Source organism: Janthinobacterium sp. LS2A (assembly GCF_036543145.1).
Classification (GTDB): Bacteria; Pseudomonadota; Gammaproteobacteria; order Burkholderiales; family Burkholderiaceae_D; genus Janthinobacterium; species Janthinobacterium aestuarii.
This window is the reverse complement of record NZ_JAZHPB010000004.1, coordinates 303,348-326,037: the sequence shown is the minus strand read 5'-3', so window position 1 is coordinate 326,037 and position 22,690 is coordinate 303,348. Positions and strand designations below refer to the sequence as shown.

Sequence of the window (22,690 nt, the reverse complement as noted above, 5' to 3'; positions counted from 1 at the left end):
ACCGATGAACGGCCCCCCTGGCGCATCTTCGCGATGCGCCAAAGTGGCCTGACGGGATGACGACATGACAGAATTAATCTTGCAAGCCCTGTATTCGGGCTTGCTGCAGGGCGGCTCCTACGCCCTGATCGCACTGGGACTGGCGCTGGTCTTCGGCACCATGAAAGTGATCAACCTGGCGCACGGCGAACTGGTGCTGCTGGCCGCCTACATCGCCTACAGCGTGGAATCCGGGCTTGGACTCGGCCCCATGTTCGCCATTCCCATCGCGCTGGTGATCGTCAGCCTGACGTCCGTGGGCGTGTACCTGATCGTCAGCCGCATCAAGAAAGACCGCGAAATCAATTCGCTGATCCTCACCTACGGCATCGGCGTGATCCTCACTAATTTCATCCTGCTCGTATGGAAGGCGGACATCCGTTCGACGTCGTCGAGCTGGCTGCAGGAAGGCATCGAGATCGGCCCGTTTTTCAGCATGCGCAGCGAAGTAATTTTCTTTGGCGTCAGCCTGGTGCTGATGGCGGCCCTGTGGCGCTGGCTGTCGACCAGCTGGTATGGCCGCGCCGTGCGCGCCGTCTCCAGCAACCGCGACGCGGCCAAGCTGATGGGCATCGACCCGGGCCGCACGGAACTCGTGTCCTTTCTGGTCGCCGGCATCCTGGCCGCCTTCGCCGGCGTCGCCCTGTTCAGCTATGGCGTGATCCAGCCCGCCTACGGCGGTGCGCTGACGGTCAAAGCCTTCATCATCACGGTATTGGCCGGCATCGGCTCGATCCCCGGCGTGCTGCTGGCCGCCGTGCTGCTGGGCGTGGCCGAAGCGCTGACCGTCACCCTGGCCAGCTCCGCGCTGCAGGAATTGTCGGGCATGGTGCTGTTCCTGCTGGTGCTGTTCATCATGCCGAACGGCTTGTTCGGCGCACAACGGAGGCGCGGATGAAGCGCTCGACTTTGATTTCCACGGCGGGCCTGCTGCTGGCCGCCTATATCGCCGTGCCGCTGGCCCTGGGCGCCAACCAGTACGTGATGAGCATGGTGGTGGCGGCCCTGATCATCGGCGGCGTGGCCATGTCCTGGGCCCTGCTGGGGAACCTGGGCGGCATGGTCAGCTTCGGCCACGCGGCCTTCTTCGGCGTGGGCGCGTATGTCTCCGCGCTGGCCACCGTGAAACTGGGCTTGCCCGTGTTTGCCGCCATGCTGCTGGGCGGCGCGGGGGCGGCCATCGCCGCCGTCATCATGCTGCCCGTGCTGCGCCTGCGCGGGCCGTATTTTGCGCTGGCCATCCTCGCCTACGCCCACATCTTCCGCATCCTGGCCACGGAATGGAGTTCCGTCACGGGCGGCGCCGGCGGCATCAACAATATTCCCACCTTGCCCACCGTCTTGGGCTTCGATCTGGCCAGCAAGACGGGCGCCTACCTCGTCGTACTGACCCTGGTGGTGGCATGCGCATTTGCCTACAGCCGCATCCGCGCCAGCCATTACGGCATCGCCCTGCGCGCCATGCACGACAGCGAAGACGCCACGCGCGTCGTCGGCGTCAACAGCACCTTGCTGAAAGGCGCGATGCTGCTCGTGTCGGCGTTCATGGCTGGCCTGTTCGGCGCCTTCAACGCCCATTACATCAACTTCCTGGAACCGGACTACGCCTTCAACAGCCTGTGGGTGACCTTGCCGATCGTGGCGGCCATCTTCGGCGGCTACCGCACGATACTCGGCCCCGTGCTGGGCGCCGTGGTGGTCTACCTGGTCGACCAGCTCATTTTCAAGTCGCTGATCCCCACGGGCCACCAGCTGGTGCTGGGCGTGCTGCTGGTGGCGATGATCGTCTTCAGCCCGAATGGCTTGCTGCCGCTGCTACGCAAAATGTTCAAAGCAAAGGAGAAAGCACATGCTTGAACTCGATAATGTGTCCGTGCGCTTTGGCGGCCTGACGGCCGTCGATTCCGTCACGTTGAAAGTGGCCAGCCATGACGTGATCGGCCTCGTGGGCGCGAATGGCGCCGGCAAGACCACCCTGTTCAATGCGATCTCGGGCCTCGTGCGCCCCACCAGCGGCGGCATCCGCTTCGAAGGACGCGACATCATGGCCACGCCCATGTACCAGCGCGCGCGCCTGGGACTGGGGCGTACCTTCCAGATCCCGCAACCGATGCATGAATTGACGGTGCGCGAAAACCTCGTCGTGGCGCAGCGCTTCGGCACGGGCAAGGTCGACATGCGCAAGATCGATGAAATCCTCGATTTCACGAGCCTGCTTGACAAGGCCGGGCGCGACGCGGCCAGCGAACTGGCGCTGACGGAATTGAAAGCGCTGGAAGTGGCCAAGGCGCTGGCGACGAACCCGAAACTGCTACTGCTCGACGAAGTGCTGGCGGGCCTGGAAACGAACGGCAAACGCCGCTTCATGGGCATGCTGAAGGACTTGCACGCCGCCTTTGGCGTGGGCATCGTCATGATCGAACACGATATCGAAACCATCAGCAATCTGTGCCAGCGCGTGGCCGTGCTCAATTTTGGCCAGCTGATCGCCGACGGCACGCCCGACGCCGTCTTCCGCGACCCGGCCGTCATCGAAAGCTATACGGGGGCAGCCCATGCTTAAAATTGAAAACCTGCGCGCCGGCTATGGCGCCATCAATGTGCTGTGGGATGTGTCGCTGGCTATCCAGAAGGGCAAGCTGACCACCATCATCGGCCCGAACGGGGCCGGCAAGACGACCCTGCTGCGCGCCATCATGGGCTTGCTGCCCGTTGACGCGGGCAGCATCGCGCTCGATGGCACGCCCATCAACGGCACGCCGACGTGGAAAATGAGCGACGCGAGAGTGACGATGATACCCGAGGGGCGCATGACGTTCCGCGACATGAGCGTGGAAGAAAACCTGATCATGGGCGCATTTCCGAAGGAGCACCGCAGCCACATGCCGGCGCGCCTGGCCGAAGCCTACGCCATGTTCCCGCGCCTGCACGAACGGCGCAAGCAACTGGCCGGCTCGCTCTCCGGCGGCGAGGCGCAGATGCTGGCCATGGCGCGGGGATTGATGTCGGACCCGTCGCTGCTGATCATCGACGAGCCGTCGCTGGGCCTGGCGCCGCTGGTGGTCAACGAGCTGTTCGAGATTCTCGCGCGCCTGAACGACGGCAAGCGCACCATCATCCTCGTGGAACAGAACACGGCGCGCGCCGTGGGCGTGGCCGATCACGTCTACCTGATGCAAAGCGGTAAAGTGGCGCTGTCGCAGGCGGCGCTTGACGTCGACCTCGAGCACCTGCACGAACTGTATTTTGCGCGCTGAGCGATATCAGCCGCACGCGGTTGCCATCAGTCCTCGTCGTCAGCCAGTTTGCCAAACGCCAGCAGGGCGTTCTTGTCGAGTCCGCTCGTCACGAAAGGATCGTCGCCGGGGAAGCGGCCCGTATCGGCCAGCATGCGCAGCTTGCTCAAGCGTTCGCCCAGCGCCAGCGCTTGCGCCTGCGGATCGGCATCGGCTTGCCCCACCTGCCCGATCGCGCGGGTCACGGACTGGGGGAACTCCCACAATTCGGCGATCCGCACCGACAGGATGCGCGCTTGCGCAAACACCTGGGCAATGAAGGCGTCCGATTGCGGAAAGACATCGGGCGCATGCATCTGGTCGATCAGCCGGAACGCCACCACCAGGCCAACATTGGCCATCAGTCCCGCGAGATAGGCATCGAAGGCGTTGGCATGCATGGCCGGCGCGACGAGGCTGGCCGCCAGCGCACATTTCTCGGACTGACGCCAGATCAGCGGCGCCGTGCGCACGGTCAGCCCGCCGCTTTGCATGCTGACGATGGGGCGGAAGGCGACGCGGGCGAGCAGCATGCGCATGCCGTTTTGCCCGAGCAGCATGATGGCGCCTTCCATATTGTTGATCGACGGGCTGGCGTTATAGCGCGACTGGTAGCAGGGCCGGTTCGCTTCGCGGTAGACCTCGGCGACCAGCAGCACGTCCTGGGCCAGCTGGGCCGACAGCTTGGCCGCGCTCATGTTTTCATCTTGCAAGGTACGCATCAACTGCGGAATGATGGCTGGAATACGCGGTACCAGCGCAGCGCCAGCGATCGGTTCACGAACCAGGCGCGCCAGCTCGTCCAGAATCTGCTGTGCAGTCTGCTCCGGAGCCTGCGCCGCACTCGCGGCCGCCAGCCAGCGGTAGTACATGGCATCGATTTCAGTGATGGTGGCTGGCTGCCGTGCCGCTTCGGCAGCCGCCGCTGCCGAGACTGCCGCAGGTTTGTTTTTTTCGTCGCCGCCGTTCAGTAATTTTCCTATCCAGCCCATTTTGCTATCCAAGCCCTATCTGCATCACTATCGCGCAATCCGCCCCACGATTTTACTTGATGATGGCAGCGCTGGTGCGGCTGGCGTGAGCGCTTTGTCCATCTGCCGCAACATGCTAAAGTGGCATTGCAAAACCCTGCCCTGCCCGACAAGCGATCCATCATGAACAATCCACTTGCGCACTACCTCACCAGCCAGGCGTACAACAACGCCTGGGCCAACCACCGCCTGCTGAAGGCGTGCGGCCAGCTGACGCAGGCCGAATTCCAGGCCACGCGCGTCAGCTTTTTTCCCACCATCCAGTTCACCTTGAACCACATCCTCACATGCGACTGGTTTTATCTCGATGCGCTCGAACGCGAGCTGCGCGGCGAAGCACCCCATGCCGACTGCTACGTCTTCTTTGAACAGGATGAACCGTTCAGCGATTGCGCGGCCCTGCATGCGGCACAGCGCGCATCGGACCTGCGCCTGATCGCCCATTGCCGCAGCCTGTGCGATGCCGACCTAGCGCGGCCCGTGACGATATTGCGCGATACACCGCAAGTCGACTCGCGCCAGCGCATGCTGGCACACCTGTTCCAGCACCAGATCCACCACCGGGGGCAAGTGCACGCCATGCTGGCCGGCACGCGCATCGCGCCGCCCCAGCTCGACGAATTCTATTGCGCCGGCGAGGCAAGCGAGCGGGCGCAGGATTTCCTGGAACTGGGCTGGACGGAAGACGACGTCTGGGGCCCGCGCTGAGTTATTCCTCGGCGTGGCAGCAGACGCACAGCTTGTTGCCGTCGAGGTCGCGGAAATAGGCGCCATAGTAATGGGCGTGGTAATGCGGGCGCAAGCCGGGCGGCCCTTCGCACGCGGCGCCGAGCGCCAGCACGGCCTGGTAGCAGCGGTCCACCTGCGCGCGGCTGGCCGCCAGCAAGGCCGTCATCTGGCCATTACCGGGCGCGGCCGGCAAGCCGTCATGGGGCGCCGTCAGCACGAACAGGGGCCGCGGCGCCTGCTGCGCCATCCAGCCCGCCCAAGGCTTGGCCGTATCATGAAATTTTTCGATCAGATCGAGTTCTCCCAGCAGGGCCGTATAGAAAGCGTAGGCGCGGGGAAAGTCGTTGGTGCCGAGGCAGATATGGGACAGCATGCTGCTCCTTCATGAGTTCAAACGGGTGTGCGGCGCAATGCGCGAGCTGATTATAATGGCGCATCGCTTTCCGACACGCTCCCATGCCAGACCTCGACCGCCTTCAGCTGCACCCGCCCTCCAGCGCCGACCTTTCCGCTTTGCTGGCCTTCGAACTGGACAACCGCGCGTATTTTGAACACTGGGTCACGGCGCGCGCGCCGTCCTACTATCACCAGGAAGCCATCGCCGCCGCCATCGAGCAGGCGCAGCGCGAACGCGAACAGGACCGCGCCTACCAGTACCTGGCCAAGCTGGACGGGCAAATCATCGGCAGGGTCAACCTGACGGGCGTCACGCGCCCCTATTTCAACAAGGCAGCGCTCGGCTACCGCATCGGCGAACGGTTCGGCGGACGCGGCTACGCCACGCGCGTGGTGGCCCTGCTGCTGGACGAAGCGTTCGGCGCGCTGGACCTGTGGCGCCTGGAAGCGACGGCACGGCCGCAAAACCTGGGCTCGGTCGCGGTCATGCAGCGCAACGGTTTTCATCAGTATGGCAAGTCGGAACAAGCCATGTTTTTCCAGAATGCCTGGTCGGACTTGCTGTATTTTGAGCGGCGCAACACGCAAGCCATGGCCTGAGATGCCGCATTTTTCCGGCAGCAACGCGACTTTTATCCTATCAGGGGCGACTTTGTCACAGCGCAAAGCCGCACCATGATGGACTGATAACGTCAAGGCTCGGGAATCTTCCCAACCTTGCCAAGTCCAACATGAAACTGCGGCTACGCCTGTTCGAACATGTGCTGCTGGTGCTGGCCTTGGCCGTCGTTATCTTTGCCGCCGCCATCGTGCTGGCGCGCATGACACAGTGGGCGGAAGCGCGGGAGCTGCCCGCCTATCTCGTGCAGGGCATGCACCTGGTGGGCAAGGTGCTGTTTTTCCTGGACGGCTGCATCGTCATCGCCGTCAGCAGCATCCTGGCCGCCCGGCTGTTCCGCATGCTCACCAAGGAGGATTTATGAACGATCTTCACTACCTGCTGACGCTCCGGCATCCGCGCCGCTTCTGGTGCAGCGCCATCGTCATCGCCGTGGCCTCGGCCATCGTGCTGGGCCCTTGGCTCGACAGCATTCCATGGCTGGTGGCCATCCCCTTCGTGGGCGGCGGCTTGCTGGTGGCGCTCGGTGAGCTGTGGGATGACATGCATGGCAAGCGCCTGCACAATGGCGACGATACGCAGTCACCATGCCGCCATCCTTGAAACCGGCATGGTGATGCGTGCACGCAACAGCAGTCACACCATGCCTGCCATTTGCCTGCGCAGTGCGCCTATTTAAGACTGGCTTCAGCCTCGCCGTGCATCGTGAACAGGTCGCCAGCAGCCATGGCGTTTCCCTTCACCATCACGGGCACAGCCCAGCGAAAGAGCCGACATGAGCACATGGATGCGCGCCAACAAAGGTTTTTTGATGTTTCTCCTGCTGTTCGGCGTGTTCCGCACGGCCGTGGCGGACTGGAATCCTATCCCGTCGGCATCCATGCGCCCCAATCTGCTCGAGGGTGATGTCGTCTTCGTCAACCGCCTCGCCTTCAACCTGAAAGTGCCGCTCACCGATATCGTGCTGCAGCGCCTGGGCGAACCGCAGCGGGGCGACATCGTCACCTTTTCCTCGCCGAAAGACGGCACGCGATTGATCAAGCGCATCATCGCCCTGCCCGGCGACACGGTGGAAATGCGCAATGAACAGCTGGTCATCAATGGCCAGCCCGCCCAGTACACGGCGCTCGACACGGCGCCCGAAACCATCGCCCACGTGGGACAGCTGACGGCACAGCGCATCAGCGAACGCAACCAGACAGAACAGCACCGCATCCAGATCTTGCCGCAAATCACAGGCGCGGCCCGCAGCTTTGCCCCCGTGACGGTGCCGGCAGACCATTTCCTCATGCTGGGCGATAACCGTGACAACAGCGCCGATTCGCGCTACTTCGGTTTCGTGCCCCGCGCATTGCTGATCGGCAAGGCCGAGCGCATCCTTGTCTCGGCCAATATCCAGGAGCATTGGCAGCCGCGGCTGCAGCGTTTCGGCATGAAACTGGAGTAATCGCCTTCCCGTGCAACAGCGCCATGCTTTTCGGTTAGCATGGCGCATCATGCAAAACTTTTCCTCAGCCAGCCTGCAGCCAGCCAGTCAGCACTACGCTCTCGATCAACTGGCCCAGTTCCTGCAGCGCCATCCCGACGTGTTGCTGCTGACGGGCGCCGGCATCAGCACGGCGTCCGGCATACCGGCCTACCGCGACACGGAAGGCGTACGGCGCGGCAATGCGCCCGTGCAAGGACCCGATTTTCGCCGCCAGGAAGCCGTGCGCCGCCGCTACTGGGCGCGCAGCATGGTGGGCTGGCCGACCTTGGCGCGCGCCACGCCGAATCCCGGCCACCTGGCCATCGCGCAACTGGCCCAGCGCCAGCAAGTCGGCGGCCTGGTCACGCAAAACGTCGATGGTCTGCATCAGCAAGCCGGCAGCGCCGCCGTCACGGAGTTGCACGGCAGCATACATGGCGTCGTCTGCCTCGATTGCCGGACCCGCCACACGCGCCGCCTGATCCAGGATCAGCTCGAACGCGACAATCCGCAACTGCTGGGCGCCACGGCCACGCCGGCGCCCGATGGCGACGCCTTGCTCGAGCCGTCGCAGCTGGCCACCTTCCACGTGCCTGCCTGTCCCCGGTGCGGCGGCACCCTGCAGCCCGACGTGGTGTTTTTCGGCGATGGCGTGCCCGCCGCCTGTGCGGCCGAGGCCGAAAGCAAGATGCATGCGGCCAGCGCCCTGCTGGTGGTGGGCTCGTCCGTCATGGTGTATTCGAGCTTTCGCCTGTGCCGCATGGCGGCCGAAACGGGCAAGCCCGTGGCCGCCATCAACATGGGCAAGACGCGCGCCGACCATTTGCTGGCATTCAAGACCGATGCCCCGGCACAAGACATCTTGCCTGCATTAGCGGCCATGCTGGGCTGATCCCGTGCCGGCCCCGCGCCGCTCTGGCTATACTGTGGCATTAACGAGGAGAATTCATGCTGGAACTGTTGAGTGAACACGCCTGTTTTGGCGGCGTACAACGCTTTTATCGCCACGACGCGCAAGCCATCGGCTTGCCCATGCGTTTCTCGGCCTTCATTCCCGACACGGCGCCAGGCGCCACGGTCACTACCAAGCGCCCCGCCCTGTTTTATCTGGCGGGCCTGACCTGCACGGAAGAAACGTTCATGATCAAGGGCGGCGCGCAGCGCGTGGCGGCCGAGGAAGGCTTGATCCTGATCGCCCCCGACACGAGTCCCCGTGGCGCGGACATCGCGGGCGAAAGCGACTCCTGGGATTTCGGCGCGGGCGCCGGCTTTTACGTGGACGCCACCGAGGCGCCATGGAGCAGCCACTACCGCATGTACAGCTACCTGCTGGAACTGCGCGCCCTGCTGGAGCAGGAACTGGCGATCGATGCGCAACGCACGGGCGTTTTCGGCCACTCGATGGGCGGCCATGGCGCACTGGTGCTGGCCTTGCGCAACCCGGCCCTGTTCCGCTCCGTGTCCGCCTTCGCCCCCATCGCCGCACCGAGCCAATGTCCATGGGGCAAGAAAGCATTCACGGGCTACCTGGGCGGTGATGCCGCCAGCTGGCAGCAGTACGACGCCAGCGCGCTGATGCGCGGCCTGCAGGGTCAGCCGCCGCTGTTCCCCGAAGGCATCTTGATCGACCAGGGCCTGGCCGACAAATTCCTGCCCGAACAACTGCACCCCGATGTCTTCGAAGCGGCGTGCCGCGACGCCGGCCAGCCATTACGGCTGCGCCGCCATGCCGGCTACGACCACGGTTATTACTTCATCGCCAGCTTCATGGAAGAGCACGTGCGCTTCCATGCGAGGAATCTGCGCGCCGCCTGATCCGCCGCGCTACTGCGCCGTACTGGTATGCCCGTTGAAATGCCGTGTGTACCAGTCCGTTGCCAGCAGGGCCGCTTGGTGGCGCGTGTCGGGGCCGCTGGGTGCGGCGATCTGTTCCAGTTGCTTGTCGCAGCGCAAGGTGGCAAAGGCCATGCGGTTCAGGCCGGCCACGTCGGGGTCGCGTCCGCCCACGATCAGCAGCGACGGCACGCGCACGTTTTCCAGCGCCGCCTTGCCGGCCATTTCCACCTGGCCATCGCAGACGGCGAGCGCGGCGATTTCCGCGCTGCGCCAGGCCGCCAGCTGCATCACGACGGCCGCGCTGGTGCCATAGCCATACAGGCCGCAGGGCAGGCGCCGCGTGGACGGGTCCACTTGCAGCCAGCCCAGGGCTTTTTCCAGCTGGCGCGCCAGCAGCACGATATCGCCGCGCACGAAATACGCGTGGCCATTGCTGCCGCCGCCAGGCTCGATGCCGCCCTGGTCGAAGCGCAGGGTGGCGATGCCCGCTCGCAAAAAATCTTGGGAAGTGGCGTGGCTGGAAGCGCCCAGATAGTCGCTATCGGCGCCCGCGCCGTGGGCAAACAGGACGATGCCCACGGGCCGTTCGGGCATTTCAAGCACGCCGTCCATTTGAAGTTCATCGGCCGTGATGCTGACAAATTGTTCTTGCATGGCTGCCTCCGCTATCGAGCTGAAATCCAGCTGCTGCTAAGCTGATCTAGCCGGGCCGGGCGGTGTCTGCATGCCCTGAGCGGCAAGCCTCAGTGTACCAGCCTGCGCCAGTTCTCGCGCGGTGCACGTCAAATTCGCCACGCGCGCCCATCAGACGGCGCCGTGCCGGTCCAGCCCCTTGAGCACGGCTTCCGGGCGGATCGGCAAATGCCGCACGCGCGAGGCCACGGCGGCAAAGATGGCGTTGCCGATCGCCGGCGCCACGGCCGTCGTGGGCGGCTCGCCCATGCCCGTCGACGTTTGCGTACTGGCAACGAATTCGATGTCGAGCTCGGGCATGTCGGCCATGCGCAGCGGCGTGTAGGTATTCAGGTTGGTATCCTTCACCTGGCCGTTGAGGAAAGCCGTGCCTTCATGCAAGGCCATGCTCACGCCCCACAGGGCGCCCCCTTCCGCCTGCGCCAGCGCGCCATCGGGATCGACGATGCTGCCCGCGTCGATCACCATGAACAGCTTTTCGACTTTCACCATGCAAGTGCTGCGGTCCACTTTCACTCTGGCAATGCAGGCCGTCCAGGTCGGCATGTCGCGTTCCTGGCCGAACGTGGCGGCGATGCCCAGGCCCGTGTCGGGCGGCATGGCCGTGCCCCAGCCCGCCTTGTCCGCCACGCGCTGCAGCACATGGGCCAGGCGCGCTGCGCCGCCGACGGCGTTCGGCGCGCTGCCCGCATTGCGCCCCGTCGCCTGCAACAGCGACAAGCGGAACGCCAGCGGATCGACCTTGGCCGCCTGCGCCGCCTCGTCCATGAAACTTTCCACAGCCCAATTCGTCCAGCCAGGCCCCACGGAGCGCAGCCAGCCGGGGCGGAAACTGCTGTTGGCCAGGTCGTTCGACACGGCCCGCACGCGCTGCGCACCCACCGAATACCAATGGTCGGCGCCGGCGATGGCGAACGGGTCATACGGATGGCCCTGCTTATCCTTGGCCAGGAAAGCGGGGATCATCGCTTGCGTGGGCCAGCCCGCGCTCGCTTCGTGCACCATCGCAGACACCTTGCCCGCGTCGTCGAACGCCATGCGCACGTGCTGCACGGACGGCGAACGGGGCGAATCGAAACGGGCGTCGTCGGCCCGCGTGCAAATCATCTTGACGGGCCGCCCCACGGCTTGCGCCGCCAGCGCGGCCGGCACGCAATAATCGCCATTCAGGCGCCGCCCGAAACCGCCACCGAGCAGATAGGTATGCAGCATGACATGGCTCTCGGGCACCTTCAACGCTTGCGCCAGCACGGGCAGGATCAACGATTGCCACTGGTTGCCCGCATGGATATGCCAGACGCCGTCGATTTCCTGCGCCAGGGCATTGACGGGTTCCAGCTGGAAATGCAGCACGGTACTGGTCGTGTAGTGGCGCTCCAGCTGCAGGCTGGCATCGTTGAACGCTTGCTCCACGCCATCGTCATCGACGACGCGGGCGCCCAGGCTGGCATCGGCCAGCTGCTTGGTCGCGTAGTTGACAATATCCTGCTCCGCCACGTGTGCCGCCGCGCCAGCCCGCCATTTGACTTGCACGAGCTCGGCCGCGCGCATGGCGGCCGCATAGGTTTCGGCCACCACCATGACCCAGCCGGGCACCGTGCCGCTGGGGTCTTGCAAGGCGAACGAACGCAGATAACCCGGCACCTTTTTCGCGGCCGTATCATCGATGGAAACCACTTTCGCGCCGTAGCGGGTCGGCGGGATCTTCGGGCGCGCATACAGCATGCCCTCGACTTCCGCATCGATGCCGTACACGGCCGTGCCATTGATTTTCGCGGGGATGTCGAGCGCCTGCACGTGCTGGCCGACCAGGCTGCGCTGCTGCGGCGTTTTCAGCACGATGGCTTTCAGTTGCTCGGGCGTGTACTGGCGCGCCAGCTTGCCACGGCGCACGATGTCGCCATAGCTGATCGACCGCCCCCGGCCATGCACGACGCCCAGCCTCGCGTGGCAGGCGGACACGGGCACGCGCAACAGGCGCGCGCCCTCCTCGACCAGCGCGAGGCGCCCGGCCGCGCCAGCACGGCTGAGCGGGTCGAAATTCTGCCACACGGACCAGCTGCCGCCCGTCACCATCAAGCCCCATTTCAGGTCCGTGTCCACGTAATGCAGGCGTACTTTGCTCCAGTCCGCTTCCAGCTCCTCGGCCACGATGCGCGCCAGGGCCGTGCCGATGTGCTGGCCCATTTCCGCCTTGGCGATGTTGACGGTGACGATGCCGTCGCGGCCGATCTGGAACCAGATGCTGGGGTCGAACACGGCTGCGGCAGCTTTGACGGCCGGCACGGGCGCCGCCTTGCCTGCGGCCAAGGAGCTGTCGGCGCGCAAAAAGGCGAGGGTAAACCCCGTGCCGGCGGCGGCGATCAGGAAACCGCGCCGGCCCAGCGCGCTGGGGCGTATCCCTGAATTTTCTTTCGGCAACTTAAACACCGGGCGCCTCCTGCATGCCGGCCGCCAGCTTGATGGCCTTGCGGATGCGCACATACGCCATGCAGCGGCACAGGTTACCGCTCATGACGGCATCGATATTCGCGTCCGTCGGCTGTGGATAGTCTTTCAACAAGGTGGCCGCCTGCATGATCTGGCCCGACTGGCAATAGCCGCACTGGGGCGCCTGCGTGGCAAGCCACGCCCGCTGCAGCGCGTGCGTGCCATCGGGCGACAGGCCTTCGATGGTGGTGATGGCGCAGCCGGCCACGGCGGCAATCGGCGTGATGCACGAGCGCATGGCGCGGCCATCCACGTGCACGGTGCAGGCGCCGCACATGCCGATGCCGCAGCCAAATTTCGTGCCTTTTAATTTAACTTCGTCGCGCAGTACCCACAGCAGGGGCGTCTCGGCGTCGCTCTCGGTGCCGAAGGGCTGGCCATTCACGGTCATGTTGTACATAGAGTCTTTCAGTAATTACTTGCCGGCGCGGGCGCGTGCCACGGCCGCTTCCAGATTTGTCCAGGCCGGCTGGTGGCTGCGGCTGCGGCGCAGATAGGCGGCCAGCTGAGCCACGTCGTTGTCCGTCAGCGAGGCGGCAAAGCCGGGCATCAGCACGCCGGGCATGGCTTCGTCCTTGCTCAAGCCGTGCAGGATCACCTGGATCAGGTTGGCGGGATCGGGCGCGCTGACGGCGCTGTTCAGGCTCAGTTCCGGCCGCAGCGCCGCGGGCTTGCCATCGCTGTTCGAATGGCACGACGCGCAGGCGGCCACGTACAGGCTGGCGCCACGATCATTGTCGACCAGGCTGACGCGCTGCGAACGCTTGATGCCAGCTTTTACCACGGTATCGGTATCGACCTGGCGTTGCTCTGCACCGGCCACGCCCGCAAAATACACGGACAGCGCGCGGATATCGCTATCGGGCGAGGCGCCCATGCCTTCATGCACGACAGCCGACATGGGCCCGGCCGCCACGCCGTGCAGGGACGTCGCCCCCGTGCGCAAAAAGGCGTACAGCTCGTCCTGCGTCCACGGCAGCGGGGCCGTGTTGGCGCTGGTCAAGGCCGGCGCATACCAGTGGTCGATGGCCGCGCCCAGATAGGATGAGCCGGCAAGTTCGGCGCCCAGCGCATTGCGCGGCGTGTGGCAGGCGGCGCAATGGGCCAGGCCCTCGGCCAGGTAGCGGCCCCGGTTCCAGTCCAGCCCTTGCGCGGGATTGAGTTGATAGCTGGCCGGCTTGAAAAACAGCAGCTTCCAGCCCGCCTGCAAGGGCCGCAAGTTCAGGGGGAAAGGCACGCTGTTGGCGGGCGCTGCCGCATACACGGGCGGGCGCGTCATGAAATACGCGTACAAGGCCGCCAGGTCGTCATCCGAGACGAGGTTGAAATGGGTGTACGGAAAGACGGGATACAAATGGGCACCGTCGCGGCCCACGCCTTCGCGCATGGCCCGCTGGAAGGCGGCCTGCGACCAGCGGCCGATGCCCGTTTGCCGGTCGGGCGTGATATTCGTCGCATAGATCGTGCCGAACGGCGTGGCCAGGCCGTGGCCGCCCGCGTACTCGGCGCCGCCCTTGGCCGTATGGCAGGCGGCGCAATTGCCCATGCCGGCCAGGATGCGGCCCCGCTCCACCACTTGCGGGGGAAATGCCGTGGCGGCAGGGGGATCGACGGGCGCCAGCGCGGGACGCCAGTAATACAGATACGCGGCCAGGGCCGCCACGATGAGCAATGCCAGCGACAGCAGCAAGCCGGTGAAGATTTTCTTGAGCAAAACAGGAGTCCGGTAAAAGGCCAGGCACGCGCCTGCCGCGCACGGACGGCGGCAGCAGGGCAGATTGTGGCAATGAATGGGAGAATCTTACCGCGATTGTGACTTGTTGTATGTACGCAATGACACGCAGGTGCCGCCTGCAGGCGGGCTGCGCCTTATAATCAGCGTTTCAGCACGCCGCCGCTCCTTCATGCATACCGTTACCATCATCCTCATCCTCGTGTTGACCGTCGTCCTGTGCGGCTTTCTCGCCCGCTCGCGCTGGGTCAGGCTGCCACTGCCCCTGATCCAGATCGCCGGCGGCACGGGATTGGCCGTGTTTGGCGTGCAAGTACCGCTCGATCCCGACATTTTCTTCCTGCTCTTCATCCCGCCGCTGCTGTTTCTCGATGGCTGGCGCATTCCCAAGGGCGCCTTCTTTTCCGACGCGCGCTCGATCCTGATGCTGGCCATCGGCCTCGTGCTGTTTACCGTGCTGGGCATGGGCTTTTTCATCGACTGGCTGATTCCCAGCGTGCCGCTGGCCGTCGCTTTCGCGCTGGGCGCCATCCTGTCGCCGACGGACCCCGTGGCCGTCTCGGCGATCGCCGCAGGCAATCCGATCCCGCCGCGCCTGATGCACATCCTCGAAGGCGAATCCCTGCTCAACGATGCGTCGGGCCTCGTCTGCTTCACGTTTGCCGTCGGCGCCATGATGACGGGCGGCTTTTCCATCGGCGCCGCCTCGCTGAGTTTCCTGCAGGAAGCAGGCGGCGGCATCATCATCGGTCTGGCCATCTCATGGGGCGTGGGCCTGGCGAATAAATGGCTGGTGAGCAAGGTCGGCGAAGAACCGGGCCTGCAAATCCTCATCAGCATCCTGATCCCGTTTGCCGCCTACCTGGGCGCCGAGCAAATCCACGGCTCCGGCATCCTGGCCGCCGCCACGGCGGGCGTGTCCATGCATTATGCCGACCTGATCGGCCGCCCGCTGGCTGCCACGCGCACCCAGCGCAAGGCCGTGTGGGATACCGTGCAACTGGTCTTGAATGGCGTGATCTTCGTCATGCTGGGTGCACAGCTGCCCACCACCGTTGCCGGCTTGCCCGCCGCCTCAGCCGAGATCGGCGCCGGCAGCGCCTGGAAACTGCCGCTGTTCGTCATCGCCATCACGGTGGGGCTGACCTTCATGCGCTTCCTCTGGGTCTTCATTTCCATGAAGCTGACCCTGTTCAAGCACCACAAGAAGGTGGCGGGCGAACCGAAGGACGCGGCGCTGCTGGCCCGCCCCAGCCTGCGATTGCTGCTGGTGGCGTCGTTCGCGGGCGTGCGCGGCGCGCTGACCCTGGCCGGCATTTTGACCCTGCCCTTGTTCCTGCCCGATGGCACGCGCTTTCCCGCGCGCGACCTCGTCATCTTCCTGGCCATGGGCGTGATTTTGCTGTCGCTGCTGCTGGCCAGCGTCACCCTGCCCCTGCTGACCAAGGGCCTCGTCTTCGCGCCGCCCGCGCGCCGTTCGACGGAAGAGCGCAACGCCCGCGCCGCTGCCGCCGAAGCGGCCATCGCGCGGCTGGAAAAAGTGTGCGAAGGCATCGACAAGAATGACAAGCAGCAAGTCGTCACGGAAGCGGCCAACCGCCTGATCGAAGCCTACCGGCGCCGCCTCGCGTATGGCGAAAGCAGCAACGACGAGGCGATGCGCTTGCAGGAACTGGCCAGGGCCGAACGCTCGCTGCGCCTGGAAGCGCTCAATGCGGAGCGCGATGAACTGTTCCGCCGCCGCATCTCGGGCGAGCTGGACGACACCATTCACTTGCGCCTGCTGCGCGAAATCGACTTGCTGGAAGCGACACTGGAAGAATAGCAACACTCTGGCCCGCCGAGGCAGTGTTGATAAGTAATTCTCATGGTAAAGAATGCAAGTTTTCACATTCGTGTTTATAATGCAAGGTTTATGGCGTCATGCCGTGATTTACTTTCAACATGGACTTCCGTAGAGTCTGTGTTGCGAAGTAACTATTTGAATAGCCACCGACCTGCATAAAGACACCGACGCCGTGCCCTCCTTCCCTCGCTACCGGCAGCGCCCCGCGCCGCCCGTCCTGCTCGCTGTCGTGCTGCTGGCCTCGCTGCTCGCCTGCGGTGCGCTGGCGCCGTGCGCGGCGTGGGCGCAAACGGGCGCGGCTGCCGACGCCAGGCGTCCCGCCGAAGTGGCGCAGGTCCTGTTCGGCATCATCAGTTATGTGCGCTGGCCCGTGGCGCGCCAGGAAGTGCGTGTCTGCATGCTCGGTGCGCCACGCTACGGCGCGTCCATCGTCGACACTCCCGCTTCCAGTCTGGGCCAGCGCATCCGCGTGAAACTCCCGGCGATGGCCAGCGCGGCCAGCGAATGCGACGTCGTCTATATGGGCAGCCTGCCCGAGGGCGAACGCGAGCATCTGCTCGCGCAGATCATCGGCAAACCGATTCTATCGGTCGCCGAACCGGGTACTTCCTGCGCCGTGGGCACCATGTTCTGCCTGCGCCTGACCGAGGCGCAGATCGGTTTTGACGTCAACCTCGACGCCATCGCCCGCAGCGGCCTGCGCGTGCATCCGAATGCCTTGCAAATTGCACGTCGCAAGGGACCGCCGCCATGAGCGCCCGCATGAGCAACAAGCACGCCCGCCAGCCCCGCCGCACGCTCGACAGCGTGCTGCGGCGCGCCCACCTGAGCGTGTCGCTGATCGCCGTGCTGGCCGCCGGCCTGACCCTGACGGCCGTGGCGCTGCTGGCCCTGCGTGTGTATTCGGACCAGAACCTGCGCCTGGTGGCCCGGTCGATGAGCTACACGGTGGAAGGGGCCGTCGTCTTTGGCGACTCCATGGCCGCCAGGGAAGCGCTGGCCCTGATCGGCGTCAATGAAGATATCGACCAGGCCCAGGTAAGCGACCAGGCCGGCAAGGTGCTGGCCCGCTGGGAACGGGGCGAACACGGCACGCGCTACTACATCGAGCGTGCGTTGACGGGCTGGATGCTGCCCGATTCGCTGACCTTCCCCATCATGCGCAATGACCAGGCCATCGGCAGCATCAAGCTGGTGCCGCACAGCCGCAGCCTGCTGCCCTTCCTGCTCAGCGGCCTCTCCTGCCTGCTCGCCTGCCTGGTGCTGAGCCTGGTCGTTGCCGTGCGCCTGTCGCGCAGCATGGAAACGGAAATCACGTCGCCCCTGCGCCACCTGGCGGAAACGGCGCACCGCGTGCGGCGCGACCGCTCATTCGAGCTGCGCGTGCCGCCCGCCAATATCGCCGAGCTGAACCAGATCAATGACGACTTCAACGCCCTGCTCGACGAACTGGAAGCGTGGCAAAGCCATCTGCAGAAGGAACACGCCTCGCTGTCGCACCGCGCCAACCATGACAGCCTGACGGGCCTGTCGAACCGCGCCTTCATGGAAGCGGAACTGGAACGCGCCATCCTCGACGCGCGGGTGGGCAATGGCAAGGTGGCCGTGCTGTTCCTCGACAGCGACCGCTTCAAATACATCAACGACACCTTCGGCCATGCCTCGGGCGACCGGGTGCTGGTGACGATCGCCGCGCGCATCAAGCAGCAATTGCGCGAAGGCGACTTGGTGGCGCGCCTGGGCGGCGACGAATTCGCCATCGTGCTCAAGCCGCTGCGCAACAGCAGCGACGCCATGCACATCGCCGACAACATCATCGCCGCCATGGCGCAAGCCATTGAACTGCCCACCGGCAACAGCATCGTCAGCTCGCTGACCATCGGCGTGGCCGTCTTTCCCGATCACGCCATCGACGCCATCTCGCTCGTCGGCGCGGCGGACGAAGCCATGTACCGCGCCAAGCAGGCGCAGCGCGGCACGCGCCAGGTGGCACGCCTGCCGCAACCCCATACTCACCCCTGAACCAAGGAGCAACACCATGCAATTCATCTACACGCAATTACGCCGCGGCTTACTCGGCTTGTTCATGCTGGGCCTGCTGGCCGCCTGCCAGAGCACGCCAGAAATCAAACCGCTGTTCAATGCCGAGCAAGTGGCCACCTTGAAGGAACAAGGCTTCAACCAGACGGACGAAGGCTGGGAACTGAGCTTTACCGACAAGCTGCTGTTCGAATTCGACGCCGCCAAGCTGATCGCACCCAGCCGGGGCGCCATCCAGAAAATCAGCGCCGCCCTGCTGAAAGTGGGCATCACGCACATGCGCGTGGAAGGCCATACGGATAACGAAGGCACGGAAGCGTACAACAACAAGCTGTCGCTGGCGCGCGCCAACGTGGTGGCCGACGCCATGAGCGCATCGGGCATTCCGCGCGAGAACATCACCGTCAAGGGCCTGGGCATGAGCAAACCCGTGGCCTCGAACGCCAGCAAGACGGGCAAGGCGGAAAACCGCCGCGTCACCGTCATCGTTTCGGCGCCTTGACCATGGGCGTGCCCGCCGTGCGCTGGGTCGTGATGGGCGTATCCGGCTGCGGCAAGAGCGCCGTCGGCAGCCTGCTGGCCGGCGCCTTGCACGTGCCCTACGTGGAAGGCGACGAGGTGCATCCACCGGAAAACGTGGCCAAGATGGCGGCCGGCATTCCCCTCGACGATGCCGACCGGGCCGGCTGGCTGGCCGCCCTGCGCGAGCGCATCGCCACGGCCCGCGCGCAAGGCAGCGGCCTCGTCGTCTCGTGCTCGGCCCTGAAGCGCGCCTACCGCGACGTGCTGCGCGAGGGCGACCCGGCCCTGCGCTTTATCCACCTCGATGGCCCGCGCGACGTGCTGGAAAGCCGCTTGCAGCGCCCCGGCCATTTCATGCCGGCCAGCCTGCTCGACAGCCAGCTGGCCACCTTGCAGCCATTGCAGCCGGACGAGGCCGGCATGGTGCTCGACATCCGCCAGCCGCTGCCCGTTTTGCTGGAACAAATCCTGCAGGCGCCCTGACGGGCGGCCGCGCGGCTGGACAGCCCGCGGCCCCCTGTGTAGACTGGCGCGCACTTTCATGAGGGATTTCTATGAGCACACCAACGACAAAACCAGCACCGGGCCCGGAATTCTGGGAACGCGCCGACCAGGTCATCGCCCTGGCCAATGAGCAATGCATGCACAGCGGCGGCAATGAAGTGGCCACCTCGCTGCTGTACGCAGCCGCCCGCTTCAACGCCTTCCTCGTCGCCAGCAAGAGCAACGACGTGGCCAAGATGCAGGAAGAAAAGGAAGGCGCAGTGGCATTCTTCACGGAACAGTACAAGCGCATGCTGACCGACAACTTCAACGACTACATCACCAACTTCGACAAGTACACGCAACCATCGTCGGCCCCCAAGGCCTGATGACGGCGGCCAGCCTGGATGGCCACCGCGCCCGCGCCACCCACGCCGACAGCCTGCTGCACGGCACGGTGCGCTTTGCGCCTTTACCATCGCTATGGCTGACGGCCATGCTGGCCGGCGCCGTGACGGGCGCCCTGTACTTCTTCAGCTGGACCGGCCTGCTGCTGTTTGCGGCCGGCACGGCCATCGTCCTGCTGTTCGGCCACTCGCTGGGCAGCCACCGCAAGCTGATCCACGACAGCTTTGAATGCCCGCAATGGCTGGAATACCTGCTGGTGTACCTGGGCGTGCTGGTGGGCCTCAGCGGTCCGCTGGGCCTGCTGCGCCAGCACGAACTGCGCGACTATGCGCAGCGCCTGCCCGATTGCCACCCCTATTTGCGCCACGGCGCCGGTTTCTGGCGCGATGCCTGGTGGCAATTGTTCTGCCGCCTCGACCTCGACCACCCGCCGCACATCGCCATCGAGCCGCGCATCGCGCACGACCGCTTTTACCGTTTTCTGGAAAGAAGCTGGATGCTGCAGCAACTGCCATGGGCCCTGCTGTTCTTTGTCTGGGGCGGCTGGGGCCTGGTCTGCTGGGGCGTCTGCGCGCGGGTCAGCGCCGGCGTGCTCGGCCATTGGTTGATCGGCTACTTCGCCCACAACCATGGCCAGATGCACTTCCACGTCGACGGCGCCGCCGTGCAGGGCCGGAATATCCGCCTGACGTCGCTGCTGACGATGGGCGAATGCTGGCACAACAACCATCACGCGTATCCGGGCTCAGCCAGGCTGGGCCTGCTGCCGGGAGAATGGGACCCGGGCTGGTGGATGCTGCTGCTGTTGCGGCGCCTGGGGCTCGTCTCCGGCCTGCGCCTGCCGCAAGACCTGGCGCCGCGGCCGGAACTGCGCGAAACGGCTGGCTGCAGATAGTTATTGACCAATCGTTCACCAATGCATATAGTGGTGCCAGAAACAGGGCATCCCGCCCCGTCGCACCCATCGCCTACCTACCATGGCCAGACCACGCAACTTTGACGAAGCGACCGTCACCAGCCAGGCCGCCGCCGTCTTTGGCAGCTTGGGCTACAACGCCGCGTCGATCGATGACCTGGTCAAGGCGACGGGTTTGCTGCGCGGCAGCCTGTACAAGGCTTTCGGCTCCAAACGCCATCTGTTTGAGCGCGTGCTGACACAAGCACTGCAGCCTGGCTGGCCAGCGCGGGAAGAAGCGGTCGATTTGCTGATCATCGCCTTGAAGGAACTGGCGCCCTCTGACGCCGCCATCACGGCGCTGTGCCGTGCCGCCGTACTGGACACGGGTGCCGATACGTCCCGCCTGCTGGGCGAACGCCTGTTAAGCCATCTGGATCAACCAACGAAGGAGACACCATGCCTAGCCTCGAATTGAACGACGATGCACTGACCATCCGCCTGGCCCTGTGGGAAAAACTGGCGTCCTTTCAGGGCAACCTGTGCATTCCCCTGCAACATGTGCGTGGAGCCACCGACGATGACGGTTTCCGCGGCGCGGCCCTTGGCTTGCGCGCACCGGGCACCAACCTGCCGGGAGTCATTTCGGCAGGCACGTATCACAAGGGCGGCGACCGCCAGTTCGTCTTCATGACGCGTGGCATGCAGCCACTGGTCATCGAATTGCAAGGCGAAAAATGGGCGCGCCTGGTGCTGGGCGTGCCTGATGCACGCGCCATGGCGGCGCGCATCAATGCGCTGGCCATGGCGCCAGCCTGAAGCATCAGTCCGGTTCGCCAACCAGGTAGTTGTTCTTCACGCGCACATAGTGCTCGGCCGAATAGCGCAGGTAGGCGATTTCCGCTTCCGTCAGCGCGCGTACCTTGGCGGCGGGACGGCCCACGTACAGGTGCCCGCTTTCCAGCACCTTGCCCGGCGACACCAGGCTGCCCGCGCCCAGCATCACGTGCTTTTCCACCACCACGTCATCCATGACGATGCTGCCCATGCCGATCAGGCACTCGTCGCCAATCGTGCAGCCGTGCAAGATGACGGAGTGGCCGATGGTCACGTATTTGCCGATGGTCAACGGTGACCCGTCGGGCTTGGCCGCGTTCCTGTGCGATACGTGACCCATGGAAAAGTCCTGGATATTGCTGCCTTCACCGATGACGATGCGGTTGACGTCGCCGCGCAGCACGCTGTTGCACCAGATCGAGCAGTCGTCGCCGATCTGCACGTCGCCAATCACTTGCGCCGTGTCATGCAGGTAGACGCGCTCGCCCACGACGGGGCGGGTATTCAGGTAGGAACTGACAGGCATCGCTTTCTCACTCTTCATTAAATTGAAACAACAGGATTCACACCCAGCCGGCGGCCAGCGCAAAAATCGCCAGGCCATGGGCCAGGGACGCGCCCAGTAAGCCGGCACGGCAATATACCAGCCCCGCCACCACGCCTTCGATCACGGTGAAGACGACGATGGGCGCACCCACCTGCGTGACGGTGGTGGCAAGGAAGGCGTGGCACAAGCCAAACAGCAGGCCCGACACCAGCGCCGCGCGCCAGGCCGGCAGCCAGGCGCGCAATTGCTGTTGCAGCAAGCCGCGAAACAGCAATTCCTCATAACAGTTGGCCGCCAGCGCAAAGCCCAGCAGCAAGGGTAGCAGCGATGACGCGACGGGCGGCAGGGACGGCAAGCCGAACAACGCTTTCAAACCCGTCGCCAGCGCGATGATCAGTGCCGCGCCCGCCACGCCCAGCAGCACGGACAGAACCGGGCGCATGCCGAACCAGCGGATCTGGCGGCGCGCCTCGTTTTCCAGCCAGCACGTGCTGGCCACCAGCCCCAGCGACATGGTGCCCAGCACCAGCAAGACCAGCGGCGGCGCAGTGAAGCGCAAACCGCCCGCCGCCACTTGCCAGTAGCCGTGCGCCGTCATCGCGTCGCGCGCCAGCACGAAAAACACGATGTGCACGAGCACGCCCAGCAGCGGCACCGTCCGGGGAACGGCCAGCAGCAAGGCGGCGCAGACGAGGAAGGCGGGCGTGATCGCCAGCAGATACTGCGCCAGGGAAGTCAGGTCGGCCATCGCTCACATCGGGAAAAGACGGTGCCAACGGGCACGGGCGCAGCAATTGTATGCGG

The 22,690-nt window shown here is 65.0% G+C and carries 28 protein-coding genes; 20 read left to right on the top strand and 8 right to left on the bottom strand.

Features of this window, described 5'->3' with window-relative positions:
- Positions 1-64: 64 nt before the first annotated feature.
- The 4 genes from V3C40_RS14295 to V3C40_RS14280 are packed head-to-tail and all read left to right on the top strand — an operon-like array spanning position 65 to position 3,296.
- On the top strand, positions 65-937 hold the full coding sequence (locus V3C40_RS14295) for a branched-chain amino acid ABC transporter permease (protein ID WP_034757323.1): 873 nt from the start codon (positions 65-67) through the stop codon (positions 935-937).
- Positions 934-1,896: a branched-chain amino acid ABC transporter permease gene (locus V3C40_RS14290; RefSeq protein WP_331777779.1), complete on the top strand. Its 963-nt coding sequence runs from the start codon at positions 934-936 to the stop codon at positions 1,894-1,896. Before V3C40_RS14295 ends, V3C40_RS14290 begins: the two co-directional genes overlap by 4 nt.
- Positions 1,889-2,602 (top strand): ABC transporter ATP-binding protein, encoded by a 714-nt coding sequence (locus V3C40_RS14285; RefSeq protein WP_331777778.1) that lies wholly within the window; start codon positions 1,889-1,891, stop codon positions 2,600-2,602. Before V3C40_RS14290 ends, V3C40_RS14285 begins: the two co-directional genes overlap by 8 nt.
- On the top strand, positions 2,595-3,296 hold the full coding sequence (locus V3C40_RS14280) for an ABC transporter ATP-binding protein (protein ID WP_319992738.1): 702 nt from the start codon (positions 2,595-2,597) through the stop codon (positions 3,294-3,296). Before V3C40_RS14285 ends, V3C40_RS14280 begins: the two co-directional genes overlap by 8 nt.
- 26 nt (positions 3,297-3,322) lie before the next feature.
- On the opposite strand, the gene V3C40_RS14275 is transcribed toward V3C40_RS14280, so the two are convergent.
- Positions 3,323-4,318, bottom strand: coding sequence for an HDOD domain-containing protein (locus tag V3C40_RS14275; protein ID WP_331777777.1), 996 nt, complete (start codon positions 4,316-4,318; stop codon positions 3,323-3,325).
- A gap of 150 nt (positions 4,319-4,468) precedes the next feature.
- Between V3C40_RS14275 and V3C40_RS14270 the strand changes: the two genes are divergently transcribed.
- On the top strand, positions 4,469-5,053 hold the full coding sequence (locus tag V3C40_RS14270; protein WP_331777776.1) for a DinB family protein: 585 nt from the start codon (positions 4,469-4,471) through the stop codon (positions 5,051-5,053).
- 1 nt (position 5,054) lies between these two features.
- Here the strand turns inward: V3C40_RS14270 and V3C40_RS14265 are convergent, their stop codons facing one another.
- Positions 5,055-5,447, bottom strand: a complete 393-nt coding sequence (locus tag V3C40_RS14265; protein ID WP_331777775.1) for a VOC family protein — start codon at positions 5,445-5,447, stop codon at positions 5,055-5,057.
- An 83-nt stretch (positions 5,448-5,530) separates the two neighbouring features.
- On the opposite strand from V3C40_RS14265, the gene V3C40_RS14260 reads away from it, so the two are divergent.
- The 6 genes from V3C40_RS14260 (at position 5,531) to fghA (ending at position 9,372) form a co-directional block, all read left to right on the top strand.
- Positions 5,531-6,070 (top strand): GNAT family N-acetyltransferase, encoded by a 540-nt coding sequence (locus tag V3C40_RS14260; protein WP_331777774.1) that lies wholly within the window; start codon positions 5,531-5,533, stop codon positions 6,068-6,070.
- Between the two features lie 131 nt (positions 6,071-6,201).
- On the top strand, positions 6,202-6,453 hold the full coding sequence (locus tag V3C40_RS14255; RefSeq protein WP_034757293.1) for a hypothetical protein: 252 nt from the start codon (positions 6,202-6,204) through the stop codon (positions 6,451-6,453).
- The gene (locus V3C40_RS14250) at positions 6,450-6,692 is read left to right on the top strand and encodes a hypothetical protein (RefSeq protein WP_070304326.1); all 243 of its coding nucleotides are present in this window, start codon (positions 6,450-6,452) and stop codon (positions 6,690-6,692) included. The genes V3C40_RS14255 and V3C40_RS14250 overlap by 4 nt, the downstream gene beginning before the upstream one ends.
- Before the next feature lie 172 nt (positions 6,693-6,864).
- A complete protein-coding gene (gene lepB, locus V3C40_RS14245) occupies positions 6,865-7,536 on the top strand; it encodes a signal peptidase I (RefSeq protein WP_331777773.1) in 672 nt (223 codons plus the stop codon).
- Between the two features lie 49 nt (positions 7,537-7,585).
- Positions 7,586-8,449 (top strand): NAD-dependent protein deacetylase, encoded by an 864-nt coding sequence (locus V3C40_RS14240; RefSeq protein WP_331777772.1) that lies wholly within the window; start codon positions 7,586-7,588, stop codon positions 8,447-8,449.
- A 56-nt stretch (positions 8,450-8,505) separates the two neighbouring features.
- Entirely contained in the window at positions 8,506-9,372 is an 867-nt protein-coding gene (fghA, locus tag V3C40_RS14235) for an S-formylglutathione hydrolase (RefSeq protein ID WP_331777771.1), read from the top strand.
- Positions 9,373-9,381: 9 nt separating this feature from the next.
- Here fghA and V3C40_RS14230 read toward each other — a convergent pair whose 3' ends face one another.
- The 4 genes from V3C40_RS14230 to V3C40_RS14215 form a co-directional block, all read right to left on the bottom strand.
- Entirely contained in the window at positions 9,382-10,047 is a 666-nt protein-coding gene (locus V3C40_RS14230) for a dienelactone hydrolase family protein (protein ID WP_051991852.1), read from the bottom strand.
- A gap of 150 nt (positions 10,048-10,197) precedes the next feature.
- On the bottom strand, positions 10,198-12,516 hold the full coding sequence (locus V3C40_RS14225) for a xanthine dehydrogenase family protein molybdopterin-binding subunit (protein ID WP_331777770.1): 2,319 nt from the start codon (positions 12,514-12,516) through the stop codon (positions 10,198-10,200).
- Positions 12,509-12,976: a (2Fe-2S)-binding protein gene (locus V3C40_RS14220; protein ID WP_331777769.1), complete on the bottom strand. Its 468-nt coding sequence runs from the start codon at positions 12,974-12,976 to the stop codon at positions 12,509-12,511. Before V3C40_RS14220 ends, V3C40_RS14225 begins: the two co-directional genes overlap by 8 nt.
- 15 nt (positions 12,977-12,991) lie before the next feature.
- Positions 12,992-14,290, bottom strand: coding sequence for a cytochrome c (locus tag V3C40_RS14215; RefSeq protein ID WP_331777768.1), 1,299 nt, complete (start codon positions 14,288-14,290; stop codon positions 12,992-12,994).
- Positions 14,291-14,480: 190 nt separating this feature from the next.
- Here V3C40_RS14215 and V3C40_RS14210 point away from each other — a divergent pair, with 190 nt between their 5' ends.
- From V3C40_RS14210 to V3C40_RS14170, 9 genes are all read left to right on the top strand, one after another.
- Positions 14,481-16,133, top strand: coding sequence for a Na+/H+ antiporter (locus V3C40_RS14210; protein WP_070304412.1), 1,653 nt, complete (start codon positions 14,481-14,483; stop codon positions 16,131-16,133).
- A gap of 193 nt (positions 16,134-16,326) precedes the next feature.
- Positions 16,327-16,908, top strand: a complete 582-nt coding sequence (locus tag V3C40_RS14205; protein WP_072454665.1) for a YfiR family protein — start codon at positions 16,327-16,329, stop codon at positions 16,906-16,908.
- Between the two features lie 8 nt (positions 16,909-16,916).
- On the top strand, positions 16,917-18,176 hold the full coding sequence (locus tag V3C40_RS14200; RefSeq protein ID WP_072454860.1) for a diguanylate cyclase domain-containing protein: 1,260 nt from the start codon (positions 16,917-16,919) through the stop codon (positions 18,174-18,176).
- Positions 18,177-18,192: 16 nt separating this feature from the next.
- A complete protein-coding gene (locus V3C40_RS14195) occupies positions 18,193-18,696 on the top strand; it encodes an OmpA family protein (protein ID WP_070304319.1) in 504 nt (167 codons plus the stop codon).
- 2 nt (positions 18,697-18,698) lie between these two features.
- The gene (locus tag V3C40_RS14190) at positions 18,699-19,199 is read left to right on the top strand and encodes a gluconokinase (RefSeq protein ID WP_331777767.1); all 501 of its coding nucleotides are present in this window, start codon (positions 18,699-18,701) and stop codon (positions 19,197-19,199) included.
- 71 nt (positions 19,200-19,270) lie between these two features.
- The gene (locus tag V3C40_RS14185; RefSeq protein ID WP_034757267.1) at positions 19,271-19,588 is read left to right on the top strand and encodes a DUF3144 domain-containing protein; all 318 of its coding nucleotides are present in this window, start codon (positions 19,271-19,273) and stop codon (positions 19,586-19,588) included.
- The gene (locus tag V3C40_RS14180; protein ID WP_331777766.1) at positions 19,588-20,502 is read left to right on the top strand and encodes an acyl-CoA desaturase; all 915 of its coding nucleotides are present in this window, start codon (positions 19,588-19,590) and stop codon (positions 20,500-20,502) included. Before V3C40_RS14185 ends, V3C40_RS14180 begins: the two co-directional genes overlap by 1 nt.
- 82 nt (positions 20,503-20,584) lie before the next feature.
- Positions 20,585-20,980, top strand: coding sequence for a helix-turn-helix domain-containing protein (locus V3C40_RS14175; protein ID WP_072454667.1), 396 nt, complete (start codon positions 20,585-20,587; stop codon positions 20,978-20,980).
- On the top strand, positions 20,962-21,321 hold the full coding sequence (locus V3C40_RS14170; protein WP_219328290.1) for a hypothetical protein: 360 nt from the start codon (positions 20,962-20,964) through the stop codon (positions 21,319-21,321). Before V3C40_RS14175 ends, V3C40_RS14170 begins: the two co-directional genes overlap by 19 nt.
- 4 nt (positions 21,322-21,325) lie before the next feature.
- On the opposite strand, the gene V3C40_RS14165 is transcribed toward V3C40_RS14170, so the two are convergent.
- The gene (locus V3C40_RS14165) at positions 21,326-21,865 is read right to left on the bottom strand and encodes a gamma carbonic anhydrase family protein (protein WP_331777765.1); all 540 of its coding nucleotides are present in this window, start codon (positions 21,863-21,865) and stop codon (positions 21,326-21,328) included.
- Between the two features lie 37 nt (positions 21,866-21,902).
- On the bottom strand, positions 21,903-22,634 hold the full coding sequence (locus V3C40_RS14160) for a CPBP family intramembrane glutamic endopeptidase (protein WP_331777764.1): 732 nt from the start codon (positions 22,632-22,634) through the stop codon (positions 21,903-21,905).
- Positions 22,635-22,690: the final 56 nt, after the last annotated feature.